19 protein-coding genes are annotated in these 24,717 nt (G+C 45.7%); 9 read left to right on the top strand and 10 right to left on the bottom strand.

Going from position 1 to position 24,717, the window contains the following annotated elements:
• Positions 1 to 38 precede the first annotated feature (38 nt).
• Both FXO21_RS16350 and FXO21_RS16345 read right to left on the bottom strand, forming a co-directional pair.
• Positions 39 to 350 (bottom strand): hypothetical protein, encoded by a 312-nt coding sequence (locus FXO21_RS16350; protein WP_149641080.1) that lies wholly within the window; start codon positions 348 to 350, stop codon positions 39 to 41.
• A gap of 51 nt (positions 351 to 401) precedes the next feature.
• The gene (locus FXO21_RS16345; RefSeq protein WP_225865713.1) at positions 402 to 716 is read right to left on the bottom strand and encodes a YtxH domain-containing protein; all 315 of its coding nucleotides are present in this window, start codon (positions 714 to 716) and stop codon (positions 402 to 404) included.
• Positions 717 to 1,050: 334 nt separating this feature from the next.
• Between FXO21_RS16345 and FXO21_RS16340 the strand changes: the two genes are divergently transcribed.
• Entirely contained in the window at positions 1,051 to 1,434 is a 384-nt protein-coding gene (locus FXO21_RS16340) for a response regulator (RefSeq protein WP_149641078.1), read from the top strand.
• Between the two features lie 118 nt (positions 1,435 to 1,552).
• On the opposite strand, the gene FXO21_RS16335 is transcribed toward FXO21_RS16340, so the two are convergent.
• The 3 genes from FXO21_RS16335 to pgmB form a co-directional block, all read right to left on the bottom strand.
• The gene (locus FXO21_RS16335) at positions 1,553 to 3,829 is read right to left on the bottom strand and encodes a tetratricopeptide repeat protein (RefSeq protein WP_149641077.1); all 2,277 of its coding nucleotides are present in this window, start codon (positions 3,827 to 3,829) and stop codon (positions 1,553 to 1,555) included.
• A 122-nt stretch (positions 3,830 to 3,951) separates the two neighbouring features.
• Entirely contained in the window at positions 3,952 to 6,264 is a 2,313-nt protein-coding gene (locus FXO21_RS16330) for a glycoside hydrolase family 65 protein (protein ID WP_149641076.1), read from the bottom strand.
• A gap of 29 nt (positions 6,265 to 6,293) precedes the next feature.
• On the bottom strand, positions 6,294 to 6,950 hold the full coding sequence (gene pgmB, locus FXO21_RS16325; protein WP_149641075.1) for a beta-phosphoglucomutase: 657 nt from the start codon (positions 6,948 to 6,950) through the stop codon (positions 6,294 to 6,296).
• A 146-nt stretch (positions 6,951 to 7,096) separates the two neighbouring features.
• On the opposite strand from pgmB, the gene FXO21_RS16320 reads away from it, so the two are divergent.
• The 3 genes from FXO21_RS16320 (at position 7,097) to FXO21_RS16310 (ending at position 10,899) form a co-directional block, all read left to right on the top strand.
• Complete coding sequence (locus tag FXO21_RS16320) at positions 7,097 to 8,836, top strand: alpha-amylase family protein (RefSeq protein ID WP_149641074.1); 1,740 nt, start codon at positions 7,097 to 7,099, stop codon at positions 8,834 to 8,836.
• 169 nt (positions 8,837 to 9,005) lie between these two features.
• Positions 9,006 to 9,824 (top strand): N-acetylmuramoyl-L-alanine amidase-like domain-containing protein, encoded by an 819-nt coding sequence (locus tag FXO21_RS16315; RefSeq protein ID WP_149641073.1) that lies wholly within the window; start codon positions 9,006 to 9,008, stop codon positions 9,822 to 9,824.
• A gap of 7 nt (positions 9,825 to 9,831) precedes the next feature.
• Positions 9,832 to 10,899, top strand: coding sequence for a mechanosensitive ion channel family protein (locus tag FXO21_RS16310; protein WP_149641072.1), 1,068 nt, complete (start codon positions 9,832 to 9,834; stop codon positions 10,897 to 10,899).
• 219 nt (positions 10,900 to 11,118) lie between these two features.
• Here FXO21_RS16310 and FXO21_RS16305 read toward each other — a convergent pair whose 3' ends face one another.
• The 3 genes from FXO21_RS16305 to FXO21_RS16295 form a co-directional block, all read right to left on the bottom strand.
• On the bottom strand, positions 11,119 to 12,489 hold the full coding sequence (locus FXO21_RS16305) for a sensor histidine kinase (RefSeq protein ID WP_149641071.1): 1,371 nt from the start codon (positions 12,487 to 12,489) through the stop codon (positions 11,119 to 11,121).
• Positions 12,486 to 13,163, bottom strand: a complete 678-nt coding sequence (locus tag FXO21_RS16300; protein WP_149641070.1) for a response regulator — start codon at positions 13,161 to 13,163, stop codon at positions 12,486 to 12,488. The genes FXO21_RS16305 and FXO21_RS16300 overlap by 4 nt, the downstream gene beginning before the upstream one ends.
• Before the next feature lie 208 nt (positions 13,164 to 13,371).
• Positions 13,372 to 13,932 (bottom strand): DinB family protein, encoded by a 561-nt coding sequence (locus FXO21_RS16295; RefSeq protein WP_149641069.1) that lies wholly within the window; start codon positions 13,930 to 13,932, stop codon positions 13,372 to 13,374.
• Between the two features lie 333 nt (positions 13,933 to 14,265).
• Here FXO21_RS16295 and FXO21_RS16290 point away from each other — a divergent pair, with 333 nt between their 5' ends.
• From FXO21_RS16290 to FXO21_RS16280, 3 genes are read left to right on the top strand one after another with little or no spacing between them, the layout of a single operon-like run.
• Complete coding sequence (locus FXO21_RS16290; protein ID WP_149641068.1) at positions 14,266 to 14,874, top strand: DUF4136 domain-containing protein; 609 nt, start codon at positions 14,266 to 14,268, stop codon at positions 14,872 to 14,874.
• A 1-nt stretch (position 14,875) separates the two neighbouring features.
• A complete protein-coding gene (locus FXO21_RS16285) occupies positions 14,876 to 15,535 on the top strand; it encodes a hypothetical protein (RefSeq protein ID WP_149641067.1) in 660 nt (219 codons plus the stop codon).
• A gap of 31 nt (positions 15,536 to 15,566) precedes the next feature.
• Positions 15,567 to 17,720 carry a hypothetical protein gene (locus FXO21_RS16280; protein ID WP_149641066.1) on the top strand — a complete coding sequence of 718 codons (2,154 nt, stop codon included), beginning with the start codon at positions 15,567 to 15,569 and terminating at the stop codon, positions 17,718 to 17,720.
• Between the two features lie 22 nt (positions 17,721 to 17,742).
• On the opposite strand, the gene pheA is transcribed toward FXO21_RS16280, so the two are convergent.
• The gene (gene pheA, locus FXO21_RS16275; protein WP_149641065.1) at positions 17,743 to 18,816 is read right to left on the bottom strand and encodes a prephenate dehydratase; all 1,074 of its coding nucleotides are present in this window, start codon (positions 18,814 to 18,816) and stop codon (positions 17,743 to 17,745) included.
• Positions 18,817 to 18,955: 139 nt separating this feature from the next.
• Positions 18,956 to 20,827, bottom strand: coding sequence for a DNA topoisomerase IV subunit B (locus FXO21_RS16270; RefSeq protein ID WP_149641064.1), 1,872 nt, complete (start codon positions 20,825 to 20,827; stop codon positions 18,956 to 18,958).
• Between the two features lie 267 nt (positions 20,828 to 21,094).
• On the opposite strand from FXO21_RS16270, the gene FXO21_RS16265 reads away from it, so the two are divergent.
• Both FXO21_RS16265 and FXO21_RS16260 read left to right on the top strand, forming a co-directional pair.
• Complete coding sequence (locus tag FXO21_RS16265) at positions 21,095 to 23,620, top strand: SLBB domain-containing protein (RefSeq protein WP_149641063.1); 2,526 nt, start codon at positions 21,095 to 21,097, stop codon at positions 23,618 to 23,620.
• Positions 23,620 to 24,717: a hypothetical protein gene (locus FXO21_RS16260; RefSeq protein WP_149641062.1), complete on the top strand. Its 1,098-nt coding sequence runs from the start codon at positions 23,620 to 23,622 to the stop codon at positions 24,715 to 24,717. The genes FXO21_RS16265 and FXO21_RS16260 overlap by 1 nt, the downstream gene beginning before the upstream one ends.

Here is a 24,717-nt window from a genome sequence, read left to right as displayed (position 1 = left end):
TCGGGCGAAGGGTTTGGAAATAAACGACACAGCGTGATTTAAGAGGCTGCTTCCGGCGTTTCATCGGTTGCCTTTTTGACCCACCTCAGACCTTTCAGGAGTAGTTCCCGACCTTCTTCGACGCCGTGTTTCAAAATTACTTTTTCTACAACCATGGGGACAACAAAGTTGAGAGGTGCGGGTAATCGTTTCAGCGCGGTACGGGCAAGTACTGCGCCTACGCCAATTCCTAATCCCTGCCCCGCGGCACCCGGCGCTCCTGCTGCGAGCATTTCTTTAAAGTATTCAACTGTATTTGTTACCGTGCTCTTCGGCTTTTGATCCGCTGGGGGATCGATGTTCGTTTCCATGTTGATGGGATAAAGTAGTGACCGGAACAATTGGATCCGGCCACTCAAATTTTAGTTAAAATCGTTGAATTCCCGCTTTGCAGTATCGGTGTACTCTGCGGCCTTATTTACAGCCTCGTCTTTGAGCGCCGAGCCTTCCTCTTTTAGATTGTCAGCAGCATCTTTAGCACTTTGCTTGCTCTTTTCAAGAGCGTCGATCAAGTCTCCGGCGAGACTGTTCGTTTTCCTTTTAATCTTCTTCCGCATTTTTGCTCCATCCTCCGGTGCAACAAGTAATCCGATAATTGCTCCCACGACAGCAGCTGACACGATACCTAAAATAACTTTATTACCTGACATAACTTTGGCTTTAACGTGATCAATCATTTTCAATAGGCAGGAAAAATCCTGTACCAAATGATACCCTTCCGAACATATTAACACAAACCATTAAAAATCAATACGATACGATTTAATGAACATCACTTGGTTTGGTTCAACATGTAAATAAAAATTCCTAAATAGCGGAAAAGCTTCGCAAGTTTTGCGACGACCAGACAGCATTGAATTCATTCGACAGGCGCTTTGGCGGAAAGCATTTTTTTAGGCACTTAAATGGCAGGGTTATTGCATTTGTAACCCAAATCGTAATGCACAGAGTTTTTGTAAAACCAGGCACCTCCGCTATTGATGACTAAATTTATATTTCCGACACAGCGCTATGAAGATTGTAATTATTGAAGATGAAAGGGATTTGGGAGCATTGATGCGCAATTTTCTAGTGAGACAACTTAATATCAGGGAACCCGAAACGGCTATTAAAGTAGCAGCGTCCTTAAACGAAGGAATGGCCTGTATTGCCCAGATGAAACCGGATTGGATATTCATCGACAATAACTTACCCGACGGAAAAGGCATTGGCGAGATTCAAAAAATCAGGAGTATACATTCGGACAAGAAAGTATTTGTGGTTACTATGAGTGCGATGACCAACCTGCGGGACGAAGCTTTCCGGAATGGTGCAGATTATTTTCTGGATAAACCGATCAGTTTCGTAGAGATCAAAAATATCCTGGCCCAGCACAGGGGTGAAATGCGGCCCTGAGAGCAGCTACAGCAATAAAATAGTAGAAAATTTTACATTACCTGGGGATGACCGATGGGAAAGGCGTAGAATTTTTTTCTCACAGACTCATTCTGACCACATTTTTGACCCTGTTTGCTCAAAATAGCACAGGACAACGGGTGCCTGCCCTATTCCTGGAACCAGGCAGCTTTACTTTCTGACTGCGGTATTTCACCCGCTTTTTCTTCTCACCTTCGTTTTTCTTCTTCCCGTAAGCAATCAGTTTGAAATCATATTCCGGAATGAAGTAATCTTCTTTGTATTCCGCAACCGGCAAAGGCATGTAATGCCTGCCGGGGAAAGTGAGCACGTCATACTCATAATCATACAAATAGATTGTTACGAACCCGTCCCTGCTATACTTGATGCCGATGTCTGAAAAAGGACTGTTTTCATCTGCGGAAGCGACAAGCCGCATCATTTCCTTCTGCTTGCCCTTCGCGAGTACGGTCATGTTATATTGAAATACCCGGTGCAGGGAGTCAATTTGCAGTGCTACGCCGAGATAATATTTGGCGTCTTTGATCCGCTCCTGGCCTGCATACATAACCGCAGTATTATTCAGCGCACTTTTGTCCTGATAAGTCTGATAGCTCAGTTTAGCTTCATCATATTTCTCGAGATACCGGTATACATTCCCCTGGTTTACATTGTAAAACTTCCGAGAAGGCGCTGCTTCCATGGCTTTTTTAAAATCCTCAAACGCTCCGTCATAACGTGCATTGGCCTCATTAACCTGGTGTTTTTGATCATGCCGGTTACCTATGTAAGCCTGAACGATACCGTGGTTGTTATGTAAAAAAGGCAGGTCTGGCTTTTCCCGTACGAGGCTATCGAAAAGTGCCATCGACTTATCGAGCTGATCGTTTTCGAGCAAGACGACTCCCCAGCCATTTTGCGCGTTGACATTGGAAGGGTTCAGTGAAACCGCCTTTTTGAATACGTTATAGCTTTTTTTATACATATCGAAGTGCAGCAATAAGTTCCCGTAGTTGCTCCACATCAAATCGTAACCCTGTTCGTATTGAAGCGCTTTTGACAGGAAAGTACCTGCTTCGGAATACCGTTTCTGATCGATCATGATTCCGCTCATACCTGCCAGCGCCTCATATCTCGTCGCGTCTAGTTTGATTGCCTTTTGAAAATCGTCCTGCGCTTCGCTGGTCTTTTTAAGGTAATATTCCGAAAATGCTTTTGTCACAAAAAGGTCGGCAAAGAACCGGTTATGCTCGTCCAGCGCCTTTTCCGCCTTCTTAAAATCCTTTAAAGCCAGGTCGTATTTCTGCTGCCCATAATATGAAACGGCACGGCCGAGATAGGCAGGCAAATACGTCGAATCCTTCTTGATGACCCTGTCGAAAAGTGTGAAAGCTGTCTGGTATTCACGCTTGGAGAGGTGAGTATTGGCGATACCTGATTGCAGGGCGGGTGTTTCCCTTTTCAGTGTGGAAGCCAGCTTATAGTATCGCTGCGCCTCACTGATCTGTTTTAAGCCATAATGGGAATGCGCCATGCCAAGATAAGCATCGCCTCTGAAGGTGCGGTCGTCCGTTTCGAGATAGGTAGAAAAAACAGCTTTGGCAGCACCAAACTGGTTGAGCGAAAGCAATGCATTCGCATATCTGATCTGCGCTTTCGGGTGCGTACGCGCCACTTTTTCGAAATCCTTCACAGCCCGCTTTTCATTCCCTGTCCGCATGAGCATATCTCCCCGCTGCAGCCGGTAAGCCATTTCATCTTTTTGCCTGATCGCCGCAGTTACTTCTTCAATTGCATCCTCCGTCCGTCCGCTGTATTTGTGGATCATTCCCAGATTATAATTCCACTTCCCTCCGCTGTTTTTCGAAGAGTTTCCGGCTGCGAAATCCGCTGCTTCACTGTATTTCTTTTGCTTTCCGAAAGCTACGATAGTATTCAGGTTCGCATGGGTACCGCCCGCGGCCTGACCGAAATCATTGCGTGCGGCGTCATACTTTCCGGAAAGCAAAGCAAAAAGCCCTCTGTTATAGCGGAAATGGGGTTCCTGATCATTCAGATCTAGGTCTTCCATGATATGAAAAGCCTTTTGATAGTTCCCGAGCAGAGCCAGAATCACTGCCTCGTTATTCATCTGCTGAACCGAATCAGACGGCTCAAAAGCATGTTTATGGTATAGGGAATAAGCCGCCTGCAATTCACGAATGCCGCGTTGATATGACTTTTCCCTTAACAATGCAGGATTGTTTTCTTCAAACGAACGGTTAAAAACCGGCAGCAAATCCTTGACCAATCTCTGACATTCACCAAACTCCTGAGCAGTAGCCTCCCCAAGACTTAACAAGGTCAGCATCAGCCATATACTTGACAAAACAAGTAAGTAGGTTTTCTGTACCATAGTCAAATAAAATGGCTCAAAAAGTCGTAACCTACGAGTTCTGCGTCAGAATTACAATTATTACTTTAACCGAAAGGTAAATCCTCGGTATTATATCATTTTTTCAAGAAATATTAAAACGACTAAATCAACAGTGAAGCATGCGCATTCAGGACAAATTTTCTCCCTTTTACAATCATCGTCAAATCGGCACCGGAAGTGTTCTCAACATGCACACCCTGAGCCGAAACTGATATTTTAAGCCAGCAGCCCCGGAAACCGAGACGGAAAGAATAGGACTTCCATTGTTCCGGTATATAAGGATTCAATACAAGGATCCCGTCTTTTACACGCTGACCTGCGAAACCTTTCACGATGCTCATCCAGGTTCCGGCCATCGATGTAATATGCAGACCATCCTCCGTATCATTATTGTAGTCGTCTAAATCCAGACGCGCGGTGCGGACATACATCTCATAAGCCTTTTCCTTTAAACCAAGTCCGGCCGCCAGTATTGAATGTACGCAGGGAGAAAGTGAAGATTCATGAACGGTCATCGGCTCATAAAATGCGAAGTTACGCCTGATCGTATCCTGATCGAATTCGTCTTCAAAGAAATACAAGCCCTGCAGAACGTCCGCCTGCTTGATAAAACAGGATCGCAAAATCCTGTCCCAGGACCACCGCTGATTGATCGGCCGCTGGTCTGCAATGTCTTCTACTGTCAGTATTTCCTTGTCCAGAAACCCCTGTTGCTGTAAGTATACCTGCCTTTTTTCATCAAAAGGCAGATACATATTGGCGACAATGTGTTTCCAGTCCGCCATTTCCTGGTTCAGCTTGAAATTGGTTTTAAGAATGATCTCGTTGAGCTTTCTGGAATCTTCTGTCCAGAGCTTTCCGATGATTTCGAGCGTGTAGCGCAGCGTCCAGGCGGCAATGTAGTTGGTATACCAGTTGTTGCTCACATTATTTTCGTACTCATTTGGCCCGGTAACACCCAACATCACATATTTCTCCTGCTCCGCCGACCAGTTGACACGTTGCTTCCAGAAGCGGGAAATGCCGATCAATACTTCGAGACCGAACTCACTCAGATAGCTCTCATCGCCTGTGTAGCGGGTGTAATCATAAATCGCGTAGGCAATTGCTCCGTTCCTGTGTATTTCTTCAAAGGTGATTTCCCATTCATTATGACACTCTTCGCCATTCATCGTGACCATCGGGTATAATGCGGCTCCGTCGGTAAAACCGAGCTTCTCCGCATTTTCGATCGCTTTTTGCAAATGTTTATACCTGTACACGAGCAGATTGCGCGCAACTTTCTGCTCAGCTGTTGCCAGATAAAACGGAATGCAATAGGCTTCTGTGTCCCAGTAAGTGCTGCCTCCGTATTTTTCACCGGTAAATCCTTTTGGTCCGATATTCAGCCGCTCGTCTTCGCCAGTGTAAGTCTGCCCCAGGTGAAAAATATTGAAACGAATACCCTGCTGGGCGGCTGGATTTCCTTCAATAGTAATATCATTTTTAGCCCACTTTTCAGCCCAGGCTGCCAGATGCTCCTCATACATTGTATCAAAGCCCTTTTCAAAAACACGCTGGACATATGCCCTGGCAGCCCCTAGGAGGGTTTCAGCAGCATAATTCGAGGAGGATAAATTGGCTCCGTACTTGTAAACTGTGAGGATTTCATTTTCTTTGACTTCTGCCTCTACCTTCGCCCCCACATATTTTTCCTTCCTGATTTCCTGGACAGAATCAACGGGCTTTCCATTTAAGATCACCTCAAATTTCATCGCCGACGCGACACGAAACTGCTCTACCCCGTAAGGATTTTCCTTCGTTTCCAGCACCAGACAGCCCCCGAAGTGCACGTTTTCAGCCGCTACTTCATTCCAGAACGATTCATCATAATTAGCATCCCGGTTCCTGATATTGCCGTCCAGATAAGGTGTTACTGTAAAACTTCCAGAAAAATTGAGCGGCACAATACTGTAACTGATCGCCCCGGCTTCATCATCAGCCATACTGCAAAAGCGCTTTGAATGGATCCTGACTCGCCTGTTTCCAGACAATCTTACCGTCGCAATACGTTCGAGTATTCCTTTTTGCATATCAAGTACGCGCCTGAATTCCTCCACTTCGCAGGTATGCAGATCGAGCATTTCGCCATCTATTTCAACGTCGATCCCGATCCAGTTGCAGGCATTCAGTACTTTGGCGAAATAGTGCGGGTAGCCGTTTTTCCACCAGCCAACCCTTGTTTTGTCCGGAAAGTACACGCCTGCCACATAGTTTCCAGGTAGCGTTTTACCTGTATATCGTTCCTCAAAATTGCCCCGCTGGCCCATCCGGCCGTTCCCAAGGCTCATCAGGCTTTCTGTTATTTCATTATATGCAGGATGGAAGCCATCTTCTATTATGCACCATTCGTCGTGAGTGATGTAATTTTTCATATCGGGGTAATGCTGGTGTTAAAAATAAATCAGGAGAGCGAATTGTTAAGACCTGCAAATGTATAGTTTTCAAATCCGGGAATGACAGTATCAGCCTCGGCGAGCACAGACTTTTCCCCTACCCCTACTGCATACATGCCGGCGGCTTTTGCCGATTGAACCCCCGCAACAGCGTCTTCAAACACCACGCAGTTTTCGGGAGCTATTTCCAGATCTGCGGCTCCAAGCTGGAAAACTTCGGGATCCGGCTTTCCTTTTGTAACCCGGTTTCCATCGACGATCGAGTCGAAATAGGAAAGCATATCAATACTTTGAAGGATTACCCGGGCATTTTTACTGGCAGATCCCAGGGCGATCCTGACGCCTTTTTCTTTGAGCTCATCTATAAAATGCCGCACGCCGGGCAGGGTGTCAGCTGGTGTCATTTCACTGCATAACTCCAGGTAGCGGATGTTCTTCCCTGTGGCCAGCTTAACCTTTTCTTCGTCAGTCAGTTCAACTCCGCCGATCGCCAGGATAATATCGAGCGATTCCATGCGGCTGATCCCTTTTAATAACTCGTTCTGGGCTGGTGTGAGATCAAATCCGAGTGCATTGGCGACCTCGCGCCAGGCTATATAATGGTACCTCGCGGTATCAACGATCACTCCATCGAGATCAAAAAGGCATGCATGAATAGAGGGCATATTTTCAAAATTAATATCTTGCAAAATAGTAAAAATTCCCAATCTCCTCCGCCGGGGCTTTCGAGAGGCCGATACTAGTGTAATATTTAAGAGAAAATCCAGGTCTTTATTCATTCCGTACAACCGCATTAAAGCAGAACCAGGCTATGTCCCCAGTTAACAAGAATAAGTTTGTTATTTATCAGATTTTCACCCGCCTTTTCGGCAACCAGAATACTACCAACCAATTTTACGGCACTATTGAAGAAAATGGCTGCGGCAAGTTCGATGACATTAACGATACCGCACTGAAAGCGCTTACCGACTTCGGTATCACACATGTATGGTACACGGGCATCCTGGAACATGCCACCCTTACCGATTATTCGCAATTTGGCATTCGTCCCGATCATCCGCTGATCGTCAAAGGAATAGCCGGCTCGCCGTATGCCGTGAAAGACTATTACGATGTAGATCCGGACCTGGCTGTTGATGTAAGCAATCGGATGCAGGAATTCGAGGCTTTGATCGCGCGTACGCATTCCCATCAGCTGAAAGCTATTATTGATTTTATTCCCAACCATGTGGCGAGACAATACCATTCCGACGCGCGGGCTGCCGGTGTGAAGGACTTTGGCGAAAATGATGAAGTTTCCGTGAGCTTCAGTCCGGCCAACAATTTTTACTACATTCCGAATCATGATTTTATTGTTCCGGAAGGCCACAAACCGCCGGTCCCGCTGGACGCCCCCTACCATGAAAGGCCAGCCAAGGCAACCGGAAATGATGTTTTTGAAGCGCAACCAAGCCAGTACGACTGGTATGAAACCATCAAGCTCAACTACGGTGTCGATTACCTGAACGGAAGATCCGCGCATTTTGATCCCATTCCTTCCACCTGGCTGAAAATGTATGATATTCTCAAATACTGGACGGAAAAGGGTGTGGACGGGTTCCGGTGCGACATGGCGGAAATGGTACCCGTTGAATTCTGGTCGTGGGTGATTCCGGAGATCAAAAAGGTGAATCAGGACATTATTTTTATCGCGGAAATCTATAATCCACAACAATATCACAATTATATCTATCAGGGCAAATTTGACTACCTGTATGATAAGGTTGGACTTTATAACTCGCTCCGACGACTGATCGAGGGGCACGGAACTGTGGAGGATATTACGAAAATCTGGCAGCAGGAATCGGGCGACATCAGCGAAAACATGCTGCGTTTTCTGGAAAACCATGATGAGCAGCGTATCGCGTCGCGTTATTTTGCAGGTAACCCGTGGCTTGCATATCCCGCAATGGTCCTCAGCGCTACACTTCATACGGGGCCGCTGATGCTTTATTTCGGTCAGGAACTGGGTGTTAATCCAACGGTTGCCGAAGGATTTCAGGGTGAAGACGGCAGGACTACTATTTTCGACTATTGGGGTGTCACCGAATTTCAGCAGTGGGTAAATGGCGGCCGCTTCAACACCGATCTACTGAACGAAGAGCAGCGAAAGCTCCGGTCTTTTTACGAAAGCCTGAATCATTTTGTACGGGATAATGAAGCTGTTTTTGCGGGAGAATTTTATGATTTGCAATATGTAAACGTTGACGGGCAGAGTTATAATTACGATAAAAAACTCGTTTACAGTTATCTCCGCCACACCAAAAACCAACGACTGCTCTTTATCTACAATTTCGACCGCGAAAGAACGATCGAAACGAATGTACAAATTCCCCAGGATGCGTGGAGTAACGTTTTAAAGCTGGAAAATACGACTCAATACAAGCTTATCCCTGTTTTTCCGGCCTTCGCTTCAAAACTTCAGCCGCAGGCCTCCAACATCACTTCAAGCGGCGTGCATGTAGAGCTGCCACCCGCATCGGCATTTGTATATGAGATCGTGAAAAAATAATCCGGTGAAAGTGCTGATGAAGCCGGCGCCTGGGTGGGCAGGCAGGTTTAAAACGACAGATCAGCATTGCAAATGGGCCTTATGATCATTATTTTTACGTAATTGCGAAGTTTGGAACGTATGCGACACGGCGCTCCAATTGCATTACACCCCGCTAAAAAATTTAAGTATGTTCAGAGTTGCAGTTTTTTCCATTCTTATCTCCATCACCGGCGCAGTTTATGCGCAGACGAACCTCCAAAAGGTTTTTGGACAGAAAATGGATTTGCCTGAAAGCAGCGATATCGGCACCCAGGTGCTCCGAATGAGTGAATCTTTCCTGGGCACTCCTTACGTGGCGGGCACATTGGAAGGTAATCCCACAGAAAAACTGGTGTGCAAATTCGACGGGCTGGACTGTACTACGCTAGTGGAAAGTGTAGTTGCACTCGCCGTGGCAAAAAGCGAAAATGCGACTTACGAAGCCTACAAAAATGAGCTGACGAAATTGCGCTACCGCGACGGCATTATCGACGGCTACCCTTCCCGGTTGCATTACATACTGGACTGGATGTATGAAAACGAAAAACGGGGCAGGCTGGAAAATATCACTGAAAAAGTCGGCGGAGTACCTTTTACGAAGAAGATCAATTTCATGACAAATCACGCCAATCTGTATCCTGCGATGGCTGAAAGTTCGGTTTGGGAAAAAATCAGGGAACAGGAAAGTGCGGTCAATACCAGAGAGCACAGCTACATTCCCAAAGCCGGCATTCAAAAAGCTGAGCCAATGCTGCATGATGGCGATATCGTTGCATTCACCTCCTCCGTGGAAGGGCTTGATGTGAACCACATGGGGATTATCAGCAAGATTGGCAGCAGGGCATATCTGATCCATGCCTCGCTTGGCGGCAAGAAAGTGATATTGACAAGTGTGCCGCTGGCAGAATACGTAGCTTCGGTCCCGAAACATACCGGCATGATCGTGGCACGTCTCAACGATATCTGATGAATGAATGAATTTCCTGGAAACACTTGATTACAAAAATGAACCCTGGCTGATTATACTCCTGTCGGGAGTCATCGGATTCATAATAAGTGCGTTACTTATTAATATTATCAAAATTGCCGCTTTAAAAAGGCAGTGGAGCGCGGTAAAAGCAATACGCGAAAACCTCACCAGCGTACTCTATTTTTTCGTTCCAATGGTCCTGATCACTGTCGCGACAAGGACTTACCTGGCCATTCATCCGGATTATCAATGGCTCTTCGCGATCAGTAAAATAGCACTGGTTGCCGCCACTACCTGGCTGCTCGTGCGTATTGTGATCATCGTTGAAAAAGTCCTGATGGATCATCTGGATTTCAATACGCCCGATAACAACCACGCGAGACGGATGTTCACGAAAATTAAGTTTGTCAAACGGATGATCATCATCCTGATCGTGACAATCGGACTATCAATATTGCTGCTTAGCTTCGAGAGCGTGCGGCAATATGGCGTGGGTATTCTGACGTCCGCTGGCATATTCAGCGTAATCATTGGTTTTGCCGCGCAAAAGTCACTTGCCAATTTAATGGCAGGTATTCAAATCGCATTTACCCAGCCTATCAAAATAGACGATGTGGTAATTGTGGAAGGCGAATGGGGCCGGATTGAGGAGATCAACCTGACCTACGTGGTTGTCAACATCTGGGACTTGAGACGGATTGTACTGCCGATCACCTATTTCATTGAAACGCCCTTTCAAAACTGGACAAGAAACGAGAGTGCGCTGATTGGAACGGCCTTTTTCCAGCTTAACTACCACGCACCTATCCCGCATCTGCGCGAAAAACTGAAAGAGATCCTGGACGCCACCCCGCTGTGGAATGGAAAATCCTGGGCATTGCAGGTTACTGATACGCAGGGCCAGCTGATGGTGGTCCGTGCACTGATGTCTGCTCGTAATTCAAGTGAAACATTCGACCTGCGATGCCACGTCCGCGAAAAACTGATTGAATTTATCGTTCGGGAATATCCGGAGGCACTTCCGTCCACCCGGATTGAAGACACCGAAAAACAGATCCGCGTATCTGAATGATCAAAAAATTAGCCCCCGAAAACTCCGGGGGCTAGTTGTTCTCTACTACTCACCTAACTCAATTTAATCGGGTACTGCTGTTGCCCCGCGGCATGCTGCCGGGAAGTGAATGAATATATAATGGGGTGCTTTGTCGCTGGTAAAATCAGCTACCTGATTTTGTGCTACAAAAGTGATTGAGAAGCGTTAAAGTCGCATTAACGCCGAATTAAAAGGAAATTAAAAGGGAGGAAATGTAATAGTAAAGGTTGTTCCTGAACCGAGGGCCGACGATACTTCGATGGCTGCCCCCTGCATATTGATAATGCGCTTGGTCAGCGCGAGGCCAATCCCGTAGCCAGCTTTCGTGATCGTGGCGTCGCTCCTGTAAAATGTATCAAAAATATAAGGCAGCTCAGTGGGCGCTATGCCTACCCCGCTATCCCTGAAATAAATCCTGATCTGATCATTACCAGTTTCCAGGGATACGTTAACTGTCTTATCATCAGAATATTTACATGCATTATCCATCAGGTTGCCGAATGCGGTCCTTAACAGGCTTTCGTCGCCAAACCTTTTGAGCTGCTCCTCATCGTCAGGGATTTTTTCATAGCTCACGTTTACATGATAGCCCGGATTTTTTTGTTCGGTGGAGGTTTTCGCCTGCCACAAAACTTCGTCGATGCGAACTTTGCTAAATGAGACCTTGAATGCATTTTCATCGGTACGGGCAAGTTCGAGCAACCTGTTTACGAGCTCATTCATTTCCCCGGCCTCGGCCCAGATACCCTTTAAAGCATCCTGGTATTCGCGTGGCGACCGCTCCTTCATCAGGCTCAGCTCCGCTTCGCTCATAATCAGTGCCAGCGGTGTACGCAGTTCGTGGGAGGCATGTGAAACAAAATTCTTCTGGGCTACAAATGCGATTTCAAGGCGTGTCAGCATTTGGTTGAATGTTTCCGCCAGCAATGCGAGCTCGTCCTTCTCCCTTCCTACTTTTACCTTTTCATGCAAATTACCCGCAGAAATGTTGTTGACCTGGTCGATAATATCTGCAACCGGCTTGATCGCGTCGTTGGCAAACTGCCAGCCGGCCACACTTACAAGTACCAATGACAATAGCCAGCCAATCAGGAGGATTTCACGTAACCTGTTGAGTTGGTTGATGCCCAGGTTATCGCTGGCAATGATCACTACGATCCACGGCTTGCGATGATCCTGCAAAATATGGCGGGTTACGATGACTTCTTTGTCGTGGTATTTCGTCCTGATTTCCTTCCCTCCCCGGGCATCCGCCAGGGATACTTTGGAAATGTTGAGATTTTCGGCTCCACTCCTATAAATGACAGAATCGGAGCCGTCATAAATGGTGATCTCTTCGTTCAGCAGGATTGTTTTGTTCTCCTTTTCTATTTTCTCTACATCTGCCCTGCTGATACCGTTGCTGGCTTCTACCAGCTGCGCAATGGTTTGTGCCCGCTCATTTAAAAATGAATAAAAACGCTTTTCCCTGTACTGATCATAAAAAAAGTAGATCGCCAGGCAAAAAAGCGCCATGATGGAGCCTACCAGCATGGTAAACATGAGTGTAAGGCGGGCCTTTATTGTCATTCTTCCTTAAATATATAACCCATCCCTACTACTGTGTGAATCAGTTTGTTAGGATAGTCTTTATCGACCTTTTTCCTTAAAAAATTAATGTAAACGTCGATCACATTGGTGCCTGTATCGAAACGGATGTCCCATACCTGCTCAGCGATATCAACCCGCGACACCACCCTGCCCCTGTTTCGCATGAGGTATTCGAGCAATGCAAACTCTTTGGCAGTAAGGTCAATGCGGTTGCCCGACCGGCGCGCTACTTTTTCGTCCAGGTTCAGTTCAAGGTCTGCAAGTGAAAGCACCTGGCTCGATTGCTCCCGGGCATTGTTGCGTTGGGATAGTACCTTCACCCTGGCGATCAGTTCGCGAAATTCAAAGGGTTTTACAAGATAGTCGTCTCCCCCTGCTTCAAACCCGTCGAGCTTATCGTCGATCGTACCCAGGGCAGTGAGAAAGAGGATCGGGGTAGACAAGCCATCGTTTCTGAGCTGCCTGGCCAGATCGTATCCGTTCAGCAGCGGGAGATTCACGTCGAGGATGATGACATCGAACTTATAATTAGACGCCATTTTTTTCCCAACCTGTCCATCATACGCCAGCTCAACTTCCCAGGATTGTTCTTCGAGCCCGCGTTTGAGAAAACCGGCTAATTTTGGTTCGTCTTCAACGACTAGGATTTTCATAGGAATGATCAAATGTTAATAAGCCAAATGTTGCACAGATTTCTACTTAAAAAAAGGCTGACCGAAATATCGGACAGCCTTTATGTCTATATCCACACCACTAGAACGTTGGCAGCATTCGCAATACCGCGCTCTATTATTATGCAAACTAAGAAAAATTTACAATAAATAACATGTTATTGATGAATATGCGAAATTTCATACAACCTCAATAGTAATCTGATCCCTGGTCGAAATCCGTGCGGTTGTCGAATGCACCATAGTCATCATCTTCTTCAAGCCGCATTCCTTTCACTGCTTTCTTGATCAATCCAATCTGTCCCGAGTGATAGACGTCATGCTGGATCACACCATGAATCAATGTATAATAGGAGTAATCACGGCCGGGCACGAATTCTTCCAGGAAACTGTCACTTTCCATCTTTTCCAGTTCTGAAATCAATTCTTCCTGCGATAAGCTCAACTCCATCTGGATTGCTTCCCATTCAAATTCGTCCACGATCGGAAATTTTTTCCAGTCCTTGTCCTGGGTTTTGATATCGAATTCGGCGTCTCCCTGGATCTTCCGAACTGCAAATATCCGCCAGGTTGTCATATGGTACACGATCTCCGCGATGGAATGCGTGTTATTGCTGAGCCGGACTTCCGCCATTTTAGGGGTCACGTCCCGCAAAGCTTCTACCACCGATGGGCCGTACCACGCTTCTTCGCTTTCGTACGAGTCATTGAGAACATCTATAATCCTTAAAATCTCTTCTTTTGTTTCCATACATATTGATTATTGCAAGGTGCTGCTGGTTCTTTTCAAACCAAAGATGATGATTATTGCCTTCTCCTTATTTACCGATATTCATTTTTTTGAATTGATATCTCCTGTTTTCGGGATACGACCAAACCGTTCCCAGATAATACAAAATTTATGTGTCTATCGGTTGCATGCAAGGCAATATCAGCCCGAGAATGTTACAACCAATTTTCAAAAAAAAAGGTCACTGCCAGTAAAGCAAACTATTTCGACCAAAAAATTGAGCCTAATTCTGTAAGAATAAAATTCTCGATTTCAAATTTCGTTTATTTAACAACTTTAAATGCAAGACCAAAAATGTTCAAGAAAGCTTCATTATTTCTCCTAATAGCGGGACTTGGATTGACTTCCTGTTCCAAAGACCCGATCAGTGACCTGTCCACCGAAGAATCGCTGGTGTACATTACCAACCATGACAAAGCAGCCAATTTCAAGCAGTACAAAACTTTTAGCATTGTCGACTCGGTACTCGTGGTTGAAAACGAAAGATCAGGCACGGCTCTTACCGACATCGACAGGGATGTCCTGACCCGAATTATTACGAAGATGCAGGGATTGGGCTATAAATACGTAAGCCCCAAAAGTAATCCTGATGTAGGTATTAACGTGGCCTGGATTACTAATACCTACCTGAACGTCGTTTCACAACCACTTTCGTCCTATTATGGCGGCTACTGGGGCGGCGGCTACGGATATGGTTACCCCAGTTATTACAGCTATTACGAAACCGCCGAAAGTTACTGGCTGATTTCCATGCTGGATTTCAAGAACCCCAACACAACCGATAAGACTTTCAATGTGATCTGGGATGCGCAGGTAAGGGGAGCTGGTATCGGTAACAGGCAGTTTGTGGATACAATGGTGGACTCGGTTTTTGGCCAGTCTGAATATTTAAAAGTCAACTAAAATGAAAAAAATAATAGTACTAGCCCTTCTTCTTGCAGGTGTTTTACCGGCTTTCGCGCAGGACGCGCCAAAGCTTTATACGCTGCCGTCTCCTTTTGAGCGGTACACACATTACCTGGCTACGGCTCGTCTGATGGGTGCAGTACCACTGGGCTCATTTGCCGACTCTTATATTGACAAAGCTTCTTTCAGGAATGCATCGATTTCTATCGAATGGGTATTAAGAAATTCCCCTATTTCGATCGGAGGTGAAATCGGTTCGACCTATTTTCAGAAACGTATTCCGCGTGCTTTTTATGAAGGTGAACAGGGAACTATCTCAGCAGTTCAAACCCGTACGCTATCACAATATCCTGTCGAGCTTTTTGGTAACTACCACTTCCTTCCTAAAACTTCGTCTATTCAACCCTATGCGCAGCTAAGTGGCGGGATCAGTATACTCGACAATGTGCTATATTACGGAACCCTTTCGTCCCAGCATCAAAAAATTGCTCCTAAATATGGCATAGGACTTGGTTCCAAATTCCTTTTCAAGAAAGACGGTTCAGTTGGGCTGGATGTCAGGGTAAAATATGACGGTACTGTCTACAAACACGACTATATTGAAAAAGGAATTTCATCAGTGAACGGATCGATCGGTTTGTTCTATCGCTGGTGGTAACCAATCGCTTGTGGTACGTAAAAACAAAATCTTGTCAAAATCATCTCTTATCTGGGCCACTGGAATTCTGATATTCCTGGCAGGTTCCGGCCTATGGGCCTGGAACCGCTTCGGCCCTTCCCAAAACAGGTATTATCCCGAAACCACAAAAGGGTTCCCGGTCGCTACTACAATCGATTCATCTTCAAATGCTTGTGACCTGACAATCAGGCGTTACCGGCAAATTGGTTCCGAGATGCAGTTCGAGCTTGCTGCGAAGGCAGGCGGGCTCGCTCCTTATGATGTGGAAATTTCACAATCCGGGAAAACGCAGACATTAAAAGATCTCCCGCACCGGTATGGAACCTGGCTCACTATCCAAAAAGCTGATCTTAATGCCGGAGAAGCAAGAATAAGGGTGGTCAGCCTCGGACAGCCTGGCTGCGAAACGACCGCGTCCTTCCATTTTGACGAGAAACTGAAAGAGGAAATTCCCGACGTTTCCCAGTGGATCCGGCATGGTAGCAAAGACAATTTTCTGGACGTTCGCCCGGTTTCAAGGGATGGGAAGCTCTTTTTAAAAGACTTTGCCAATTATAATGACGGCCGCACGAAAGTGGTGATGATAGACGGAATTGGTGTAAATGGCCTGGAAAACGGTATTGAAGTGCGGCCAGGGTATCTGTATTCGGTTACCGCCCGATGGATTGACGCTCCTTACAACGATTGGTGGAATGCATTAAAAAACCGTTCGGTACGTCAGCAAAATATCTGGATCTCAGGTAAAGTCGACAATCAGGCCAAGTCCGCATTGACCCGCATCGAGATCCCGGAATGGTTTTCACCTCCCCGCGGACTGAATGTTACATTTGACACGAAGTTTCCGGAATTTGACCCGATCAAAGATAAAATTGTGGCACAATACCGCCTCAACGACGAAGTTCCTTCCATCAACTACTACAAGCGTGGTATCGGATACCTGTTCAATACGGAAAAAGAATACCCTTCCAACAAACTGCATTATACCGCCACTCCTAATTATTTCAATGATAAAGACGAAAAATGGTTTGCAAAACTGACCAAAGAAGAGGTAGAAACATTGGCCGGAGTGCCCGGATTCGGCGTTTACGCACTGGACTTTGAGTTCTGGAACCAGCACTACCCTTCCGAGGTAAAACAGCGGCTGATCTGGTTTACAAATGTTATCCGTAAAAATCACCCCGAGATGCGGCTGATGGATTATTGGGGGGGAGGGGCTTACACGAATCCGCATATAAATACCGTCGGCGGCGCTAATCCGAAAGATTTCATCAAAGATTACCAGGAACCAAAGTCCAATAACTCGAATTTCGATGTATTGCCAAATGGCGAAAGTCTTCGGAAAGCGTTCACTGCTACGCCGATAGACGTTTATCCCAAGCCCATGTTCGCCATGGACGGGCAGGGCAATTCGCCTAACAATTTTGTGCTGCTTTCAGCAGTCCATTCGCTGCGGATTAACCAGCTGATTCCTTATCAGAAGGATAACAAATTTATCTTTTACGGCTGGAACAGGTATATGCCGCTTTACAAGGATCCTATTAACCCCTGGCACTACAACCTTACCGATCCAAAGGGGGAGTTGATCATGAATCAGCTGGAAATGATGCCGGCGAGTCAGGCGCTTAGCTTCTCACTGTTTTCATTGATCCTTTTTGACGGATACTATTTATGGCAGGATGGGCCGCCCTCCGGCAGCGACCCGAATGCATACAAGCTCTCGAAAGACGGCTGGGGCTGGGGCTACGAATGGTATCCAGCCGATGGAAAAACACCGGAGAACGAAGTAGGAAGAAACGCAAAAGGCAAAGGTGCCCCCTGGTACTGGGATTTTCCAACCGAATATTACGTGCTTGGGAATTGGATGGCGAAACAGGTTGAGGACGTGATCGTTGGTGGTACTGTCCAGGACTTGGCGTTCAATTTCAATGGGGACTGGATTACCCCTAAAAAAGAGCAGGCGCTCCTGGCCATTGACCAGAAGCAGCCTTTTATCACTTCAATTACAAAAGGAAAACAGATTGTTGTACTCGCTGTGGACAGCTTTCAGTCCCCGAATGCAGTCAGGACTACGAAAGTACGCCTCCCCGATGGAACGGAAACTAATGTGGAACTGTACGGAAACTGGCCTTCCTTGTACCGGGGCACGCTGACCGGGGCACGCTGACCGGGGCACGTTAAAGTAGGTTTTACGAAACCTTTATATAACTTCCAAGCCACTTTAAATGTGTGCCGTACTTGTGCATAATCTCCTGCACCGGGGGATCCTGCATGTGACCTAAAAATTCTACCAGAAACCATGTACGGAATGCTGCTTCGCCTCTGAGCGGCCGGCTTTCAATCTTGGTCAGATTAATGCCCCTATCATTGAAATCCTTCAAAAACTCATAAAGAACACCTGGCCGGTTCGTATTGGGAAGATTGGCAATAATGGTGGTTTTGTCTTCTTCACTTTTGATATTTACAAAATCCTTCGCCAAAATCAGGAAGCGCGTCCGGTTTTGATCGCTGTCCTCGATATTATCAAAAAGAATAGGAACCCCGAACAGACGGGCTGAAATGGATGAACAGATCGCCGCCGCATCCGGCTCCTCGGAAGCCATTTTTGCAGCTTTCGAGGTAGATTCAACCGGGATCAGCTCTACGTTCATACCTTCCAGGTATTCATGAATGAACTTGCCGCATTGACGGAATGCAATGTCCTTGGAATATATTTTTTTAATGTCTTTAAGGCTATCCGACTGCGAGGCGAAAGTAAAATGCACTTGCAACAGCACTTCCGCGACAATTGAAAGGTTCTTTTCCCGAAGAAAATCAACCGTTTCAATAACAATACCCTCCTGGTTATTTTCAATAGGTACCACCCCATATTTGGCCCGGCCGGTTTCTACACTTTCGAAAACCGAATGGATTGTTGGCAAGACCATATATTCGCTCATTGCGCCAAACCTGCCTTCGGCTGCCTGGTGTGTAAAACTTCCCTCAGGTCCGAGATAGGACACTCTTTCCGGTAGTTCCAGGTTGCGCGAAACTGCGAAAATCTCAAAGAAAATAGCGTCTATCGCCTGGCGGGTCAAGAGCCCGTTATTTCTTTTTTCAAGCCTGTCCAGGATCTGCTTTTCTCTTTCGGGACGGTAAATAATGGATTGCGACGATCTTTTCAGCTCCCCAACTTGCCTGACGAGCTCCATTCGCTCATTCAAAACGTTTAAAAGCTGATCGTCGAGTGTATCAATTCTATCTCTTAAATTCTGTAATTCCACAGATCGGTTTGTAAAAATGGTAGGATGCGATATCGGCCGGTGCGGCCCAGCCAGAATGCCGCCTGTACAATAGATACAATTGTAAAGACTTTACGCTGCTGATGTTACTTAATCGGTTAATGCAATGAGTTTTGGCGTGCTAGCCTGCCAGCGCAAGCTCTTCGATGTTCTTCTCAATTTTGAGGTTATCTATAATAAAACGTTGTCTTTCCGGCGTGTTTTTGCCCATATAATAGCTCAGCAGTTTCTGGATTGAAGTTTCCTTCTGAAGTATTACAGGTTCGATCCGCATATCTTCTCCGATAAATTTCCCGAACTCCTCGGGTGATATTTCTCCCAGACCTTTGAACCGCGTTATTTCAGGCTTATTGCCTAGTTTGCTGATCGCGTGCTGCTTTTCTTCGTCGCTGTAACAATAGATCGTTTCTTTTTTATTGCGAACCCTGAAAAGTGGTGTTTCCAAAACGAACAAGTGCCCGTTTCTAACCAAATCGGGAAAAAATTGAAGAAAAAAGGTCATTAGCAGCAAACGGATATGCATTCCGTCTACATCGGCATCGGTCGCGATGATGATGCGGTTGAAGCGAAGGTTTTCCACACCGTTTTCAATATCGAGCGCGTGTTGAAGCAGGTTAAACTCTTCATTCTCGTAAACGATTTTTTTGGTCAGGCCGAAACAGTTCAACGGCTTTCCTCTCAAACTGAAAACAGCCTGCGTTTGAATGTTCCGCGATTTGGTGATCGAGCCGCTGGCCGAATCCCCTTCTGTGATAAACAAGGTAGTTTCGTACCGCAAATCGTTTTTAAGATCGGTCAAATGCAGCCGGCAATCCCTTAATTTCTTATTGTGCAGGTTGGCTTTTTTGGCGCGGTCATTGGCCAGTTTTTTAATACCAGCCAGTTCTTTTCTTTCGCGTTCGGACTGTTCAATCCTTTTTTTCAATGCATCCCTCGATTCCGGGTGCATATGCAGATAGTTGTCCAGCCTTTCTTTTACGAAGTCATTGACAAAAGTGCGGACGGTTGTACTGTTCGGATCGGGTGTGATTGTATTGGACCCCAGTTTTGTTTTCGTCTGAGATTCGAAAACGGGTTCCTGAACCCTGATCGCCACTGCTGCACTAATCGAAGAGCGAATATCTTCCGGCGCGTAATCCTTTCCGAAATGTTCCCTTACGGCCTTCACCACCGCCTCTCTGAAAGCCACCAAATGCGTTCCGCCCTGCGTCGTGTATTGCCCGTTTACGAATGAGTAGTATTCCTCTCCATACTGGTTACCGTGCGTCATCGCAAACTCAATATCCTCTCCTTTCAAATGAATAATCGGGTAGCGGATCGATTCTGCATCGGTTTTGCCTCGCAGCAGGTCAAGCAGTCCGTTTTGGGATATATACTTTTCACCGTTAAAATTGATGGTCAATCCTGCATTGAGGTAGCAGTAATTCCATATCATACTATCCAGGTACTGCGGAATGTATTTAAAATTTTTGAAAATCGTGCCGTCAGGTTCGAACAGCGTGTGCGTACCGTTTCGCTGGCTTGTGGTTTCTTCCTTTGATTCGCGCAGCAATCCCCCCTGCTCGAACTCAGCGACCTTCATTTTTCCATCCCGAAAGGACTGCACCTTAAAGTAATGCGAAAGCGCATTTACAGCTTTGGTACCTACTCCATTCAACCCAACCGATTTTTGAAACGCACCTGAATCGTATTTCCCCCCCGTATTGATCTTCGATACACAATCCACAACCTTTCCGAGCGGAATACCCCGTCCATAATCGCGTACTTCCACCCGATGTTCAGAGATCTTGATTTCGATGGTTTTTCCATTCCCCATCATATGCTCATCGATCGAATTATCGACAATTTCCTTCACTAATACATAAATACCATCATCAATAGACGAACCATCCCCCAACTTTCCAATATACATCCCCGGCCTCAATCTTATATGCTCTTTCCAGTCCAGGGATCTTATGCTATCCTCGTCATATTGAACGTTTGTACCTTCCATTTTTATAATTATTCTTTTAGTCTTATTTCCGAATTTGAATATTGTATTTTAATAATTTCAGTTTTTTGTCGTTAGGCTGTTATACCTTTGAGCCAAGATCGGTAGCCCGATTAATAGAAATTGTTTAAAAATAGGAAAAATCTAATTTACTTTGCTATTACATACACATCCAAATACGACGCTGCCCGGATCCCAAAATCAAAAATACTAGTCTAACAGATAGGTTTCATGGATTTTCAGCATTTCAATAGTACAATAATTCTTCATATGAACAGATTCAGATTGACTAAAAGTTATAAATCCTTACTTCTTTATTTTCTTAGTTTTCTGATTTCTCTGCCCGCAATTTCCCAGGTAACACCCACTGCCCCAGCTACTCAGGCGCCAGCCACACAAGGCAATCAGGGAAATGCGCAGCAGACCGGACCAAGAAGTACCACGACCGGCAACACCCAAGGCAATACGCCGGGAAATGCTAATTCCCCCCAATCCGGAAATCAGCAAAATGGACAACAACCTGGAAATCAACAGGGAAATGACAGCCAGTCAAACGAAAAGGGCAAAAATCCTGCGAACCAGAACGGACAAAACGGCGAACAGAATAGTGATCAGAGTAAAGTCAACACTTCTACTTCTACCACGCTGACGCCAGAGGAAGAGGAAAAGGAAGCATTTCGCCAGAAGATCTACGGTTATTCCATTTTCGCAGATAAAAATCTGGATCCAATCCCTGATTTACAAATTGCTACGCCAACCAACTATGTTGTCGGACCTGGCGATGAATTGAACATTTACATCTATAACTACGCGGAAAGCACCTACGAGGGAGTCGTTAACAAAGACGGTAATATCCTAATTCCCAGGGTTGGCCCGGTGCAGGTTGCCGGTCGTACAATAGAAGAGATCCGGAAGATACTGATCGACAAGTTCGCGAAGTTTGTACCTGGGCTGATTGGCAGCGGAGGTGAAACCGCGCGTACGAAATTGATGGTAACGCTCGGCAATATCCGTTCTGTGAAGGTTTTTGTGACCGGGGAAGTTATTAATCCAGGCACTTATGAAGTATCATCGCTTTCGTCTGCGTTCAATGCCCTGTATCAGGCGGGCGGCCCCAATGAAATTGGATCTTTCCGCGATGTGCGTGTAGTGCGAAATGGAAAGGTCGTGTCACACATGGACATCTATGACTACCTCGTTAACGGTAAAATCGAAGGCGATATAAGGGTTCAGGATAACGATAATATTGTCGTTGGCTACTATTTAAAACGTGCAGAAATAACCGGTATGGTTAAACGTCCGGGTATTTATGAGTTAAAGACAGAAGAGAAACTTGGTGACGTGCTCAAATATGCCGGTGGTTTTCAGGATAAGGCGTATCGCGCAAGACTGAAAATTCAGCGGATTACCTCCAAAGAGAGAAAGCTGCTCGACGTTTCGGAAGGCGAATATGATAATTTTGAAATCGCGACAGGGGATTCTATTGATGTAGGTACCGTTTTAGATAGGTATGAAAATATTGTAACGATTGAAGGTGCGGTGATGCGTCCGGGCGATTTTTCACTCGACAGCAGCCCAACCCTCAAAAAATTAATTGAGAATGCCCAGGGTTTAAGGGAGGACGCTTTTGCTGGTCGGATCAATGTATTAAGAACAAGAGACGATCTGACATTGCAGAATATCTCCATGAATTATGTTGACCTGATCAATAATGTGGTGCCTGACCTCATCTTGACGCGCCTCGACCAGGTGATTGTACCTTCTAAATTTGATATGGCTGAATCTGCCTATGTAAGCGTAGAAGGTGAGGTGAATAATACGAAGATTGGTGTTAATGAGGGTAAGTTTCCTTTTACATCTGAAATGACACTGGAAGATGCGCTTGTACAAGCAGGTGGCCTTCGCGAATCGGCTTATACTTCCGAAGTGGAAGTTGTAAGGCGCAAACGAAATGGGGTTGCAGGTACCGCAAATGCACAAATTTCAGAAGTATTTAAATTTGACCTGAACAGGGATCTTTCGCTCAACAGCAAGGCTACGAATTTCAGATTGCTGCCTTTTGATCAAATCATCGTGCGGAAGTCGCCTAATTACGTGGAGCAGCAGACTGTTTTTGTTGAAGGCGAAGTGCTTGTGACAGGACCTTACACGATCGTCAATAAAAATGATAAGATCAGTGATATCATTAAAAGAGCAGGCGGACTCACAGAGTTGGCTTATCCGGAAGGTGCAACCTTACTACGTCGTACCATTGTTCGTGACCTTGAACAGCCTACTGATTATGAACAGGCTGAAATAACAGAAAATAGCATTAAAAAAGGCACAATCCTCGGCGACGTTCCTAATGTGAAAGAGGAGAAAATCGGTATCGTTCTTAAGAATATTTTGAAAAACCCTGGCTCTTTTGAAGATTTGATCGTACAGGAAGGAGATATTATCCGCATTCCGAAGCGTCTTGAAACAGTCCAGGTAGCAGGTTCTGTACTATACCCTACCACGGTTAAATATGGCAAAGGAATGTCGTTTACGGATTACATTTCGCAGTCGGGCGGGTTTACAGTGCAGTCTCTCCGCAAAAGCTCTTATATTAAATACCCTAACGGAAACGTGGACCGTACAAGAAGATTCCTTTTCTTTAACGTTTACCCGAAAGTTCAGCCTGGTTCAGAGATATTTGTACCTGTGCGGGCAGCCCCTGCGTTGAACACGCAACAGGCAATCTCAACAGCCACCGGCTTGCTGAGCTCGGTCATGGGATTAATAGTAACAGTATTGGCTTTTCGCTCAATAAGATAATGTCTCAAACACTCGCACCTGCACAACCGCAGCAAATTCCCGACGATGAACTGTCTCCAAGGGAGGTAGTTGAAAAAGTTATTGTTGTCAAAGATGCCATTATCCGCAACTGGAAAATGATCCTGCTGCTACCGCTGATCGGTTTCGGAATCGGATATGCATTGGATACTTATGTAAAGAAAGCGAACAAGTTCGAAGCAAACGTGGTGTTTAACCTCGGAGGCGGTAGCGGCCAGGGTGCTGGTTTTGGTGAAATGGCAGGCTTGCTTGGGCTGGGGTCAGCTCCGGACGCTAATATTTTTACGGGTGAAAACTTCTTTTACTTCGTGAAATCACGGCCAGTTTTGGAAAGAAATTTGATGAAGGAAGTGGATATTCATGGGAAGAAGGAGATTTTCGCCAACTTCTTTATCGATTCCAGCGGCATTAAAACTTCTGAATGGGAAGAAAGACCAGACTTGCATAATTTCCATTTCGTAACAAACGATCTAAAAAAATTGGACAGGAAGTCGAGGATCATATTAAATGAGATTGTAAAAAAAGCTGCGGATGCTACGGAGATCGCCTCACTGGATCGTAAATCGTCCTTTATTTCTATTTCTACCCTGATGGAAAACGAGGCGCTCGCAGGTATGTGGGTAACTACACTACTGAAAACGGTGGAAGAAATGTACACCGAAAACCAGACCCAGAAAACAAGAAAAACGCTTCGTTTGCTCCAGCATCGCGCCGACTCGCTTGCTACTGTGCTGGGTATAGCAGAACACAAGCTGGCAAAACAAATGGATTACAGTTCGCAAATTATGTTGCCGGAAGCTAAGGTTTCGACCAATAGTATGGAGCGTAAATCCACTTTCCTCCAGCAGCTGTATTACGAAGCAATGGCAAATGCAGAAAAAATGCAGATGTCGCTCGTGCGTGAAGCACCGCTTTTCACTGAAATCGAAGGAATTAAAGTCCCTCTTGATATGAAACAGGAGAACAAGAAAAATGCGAAGATAGGCGCCCTTGCCGGGTTAATGATCGCGTTGATATTTACTTATTTCAGAACAGTATTCAGTACTCCTGCAACCACAGTCAGAGTAGAACAAGCGTAA

This window comes from Dyadobacter sp. UC 10 (assembly GCF_008369915.1).
Taxonomy (GTDB): Bacteria; Bacteroidota; Bacteroidia; order Cytophagales; family Spirosomataceae; genus Dyadobacter.
This window is presented reverse-complemented; position numbering and strand designations above follow the sequence as displayed.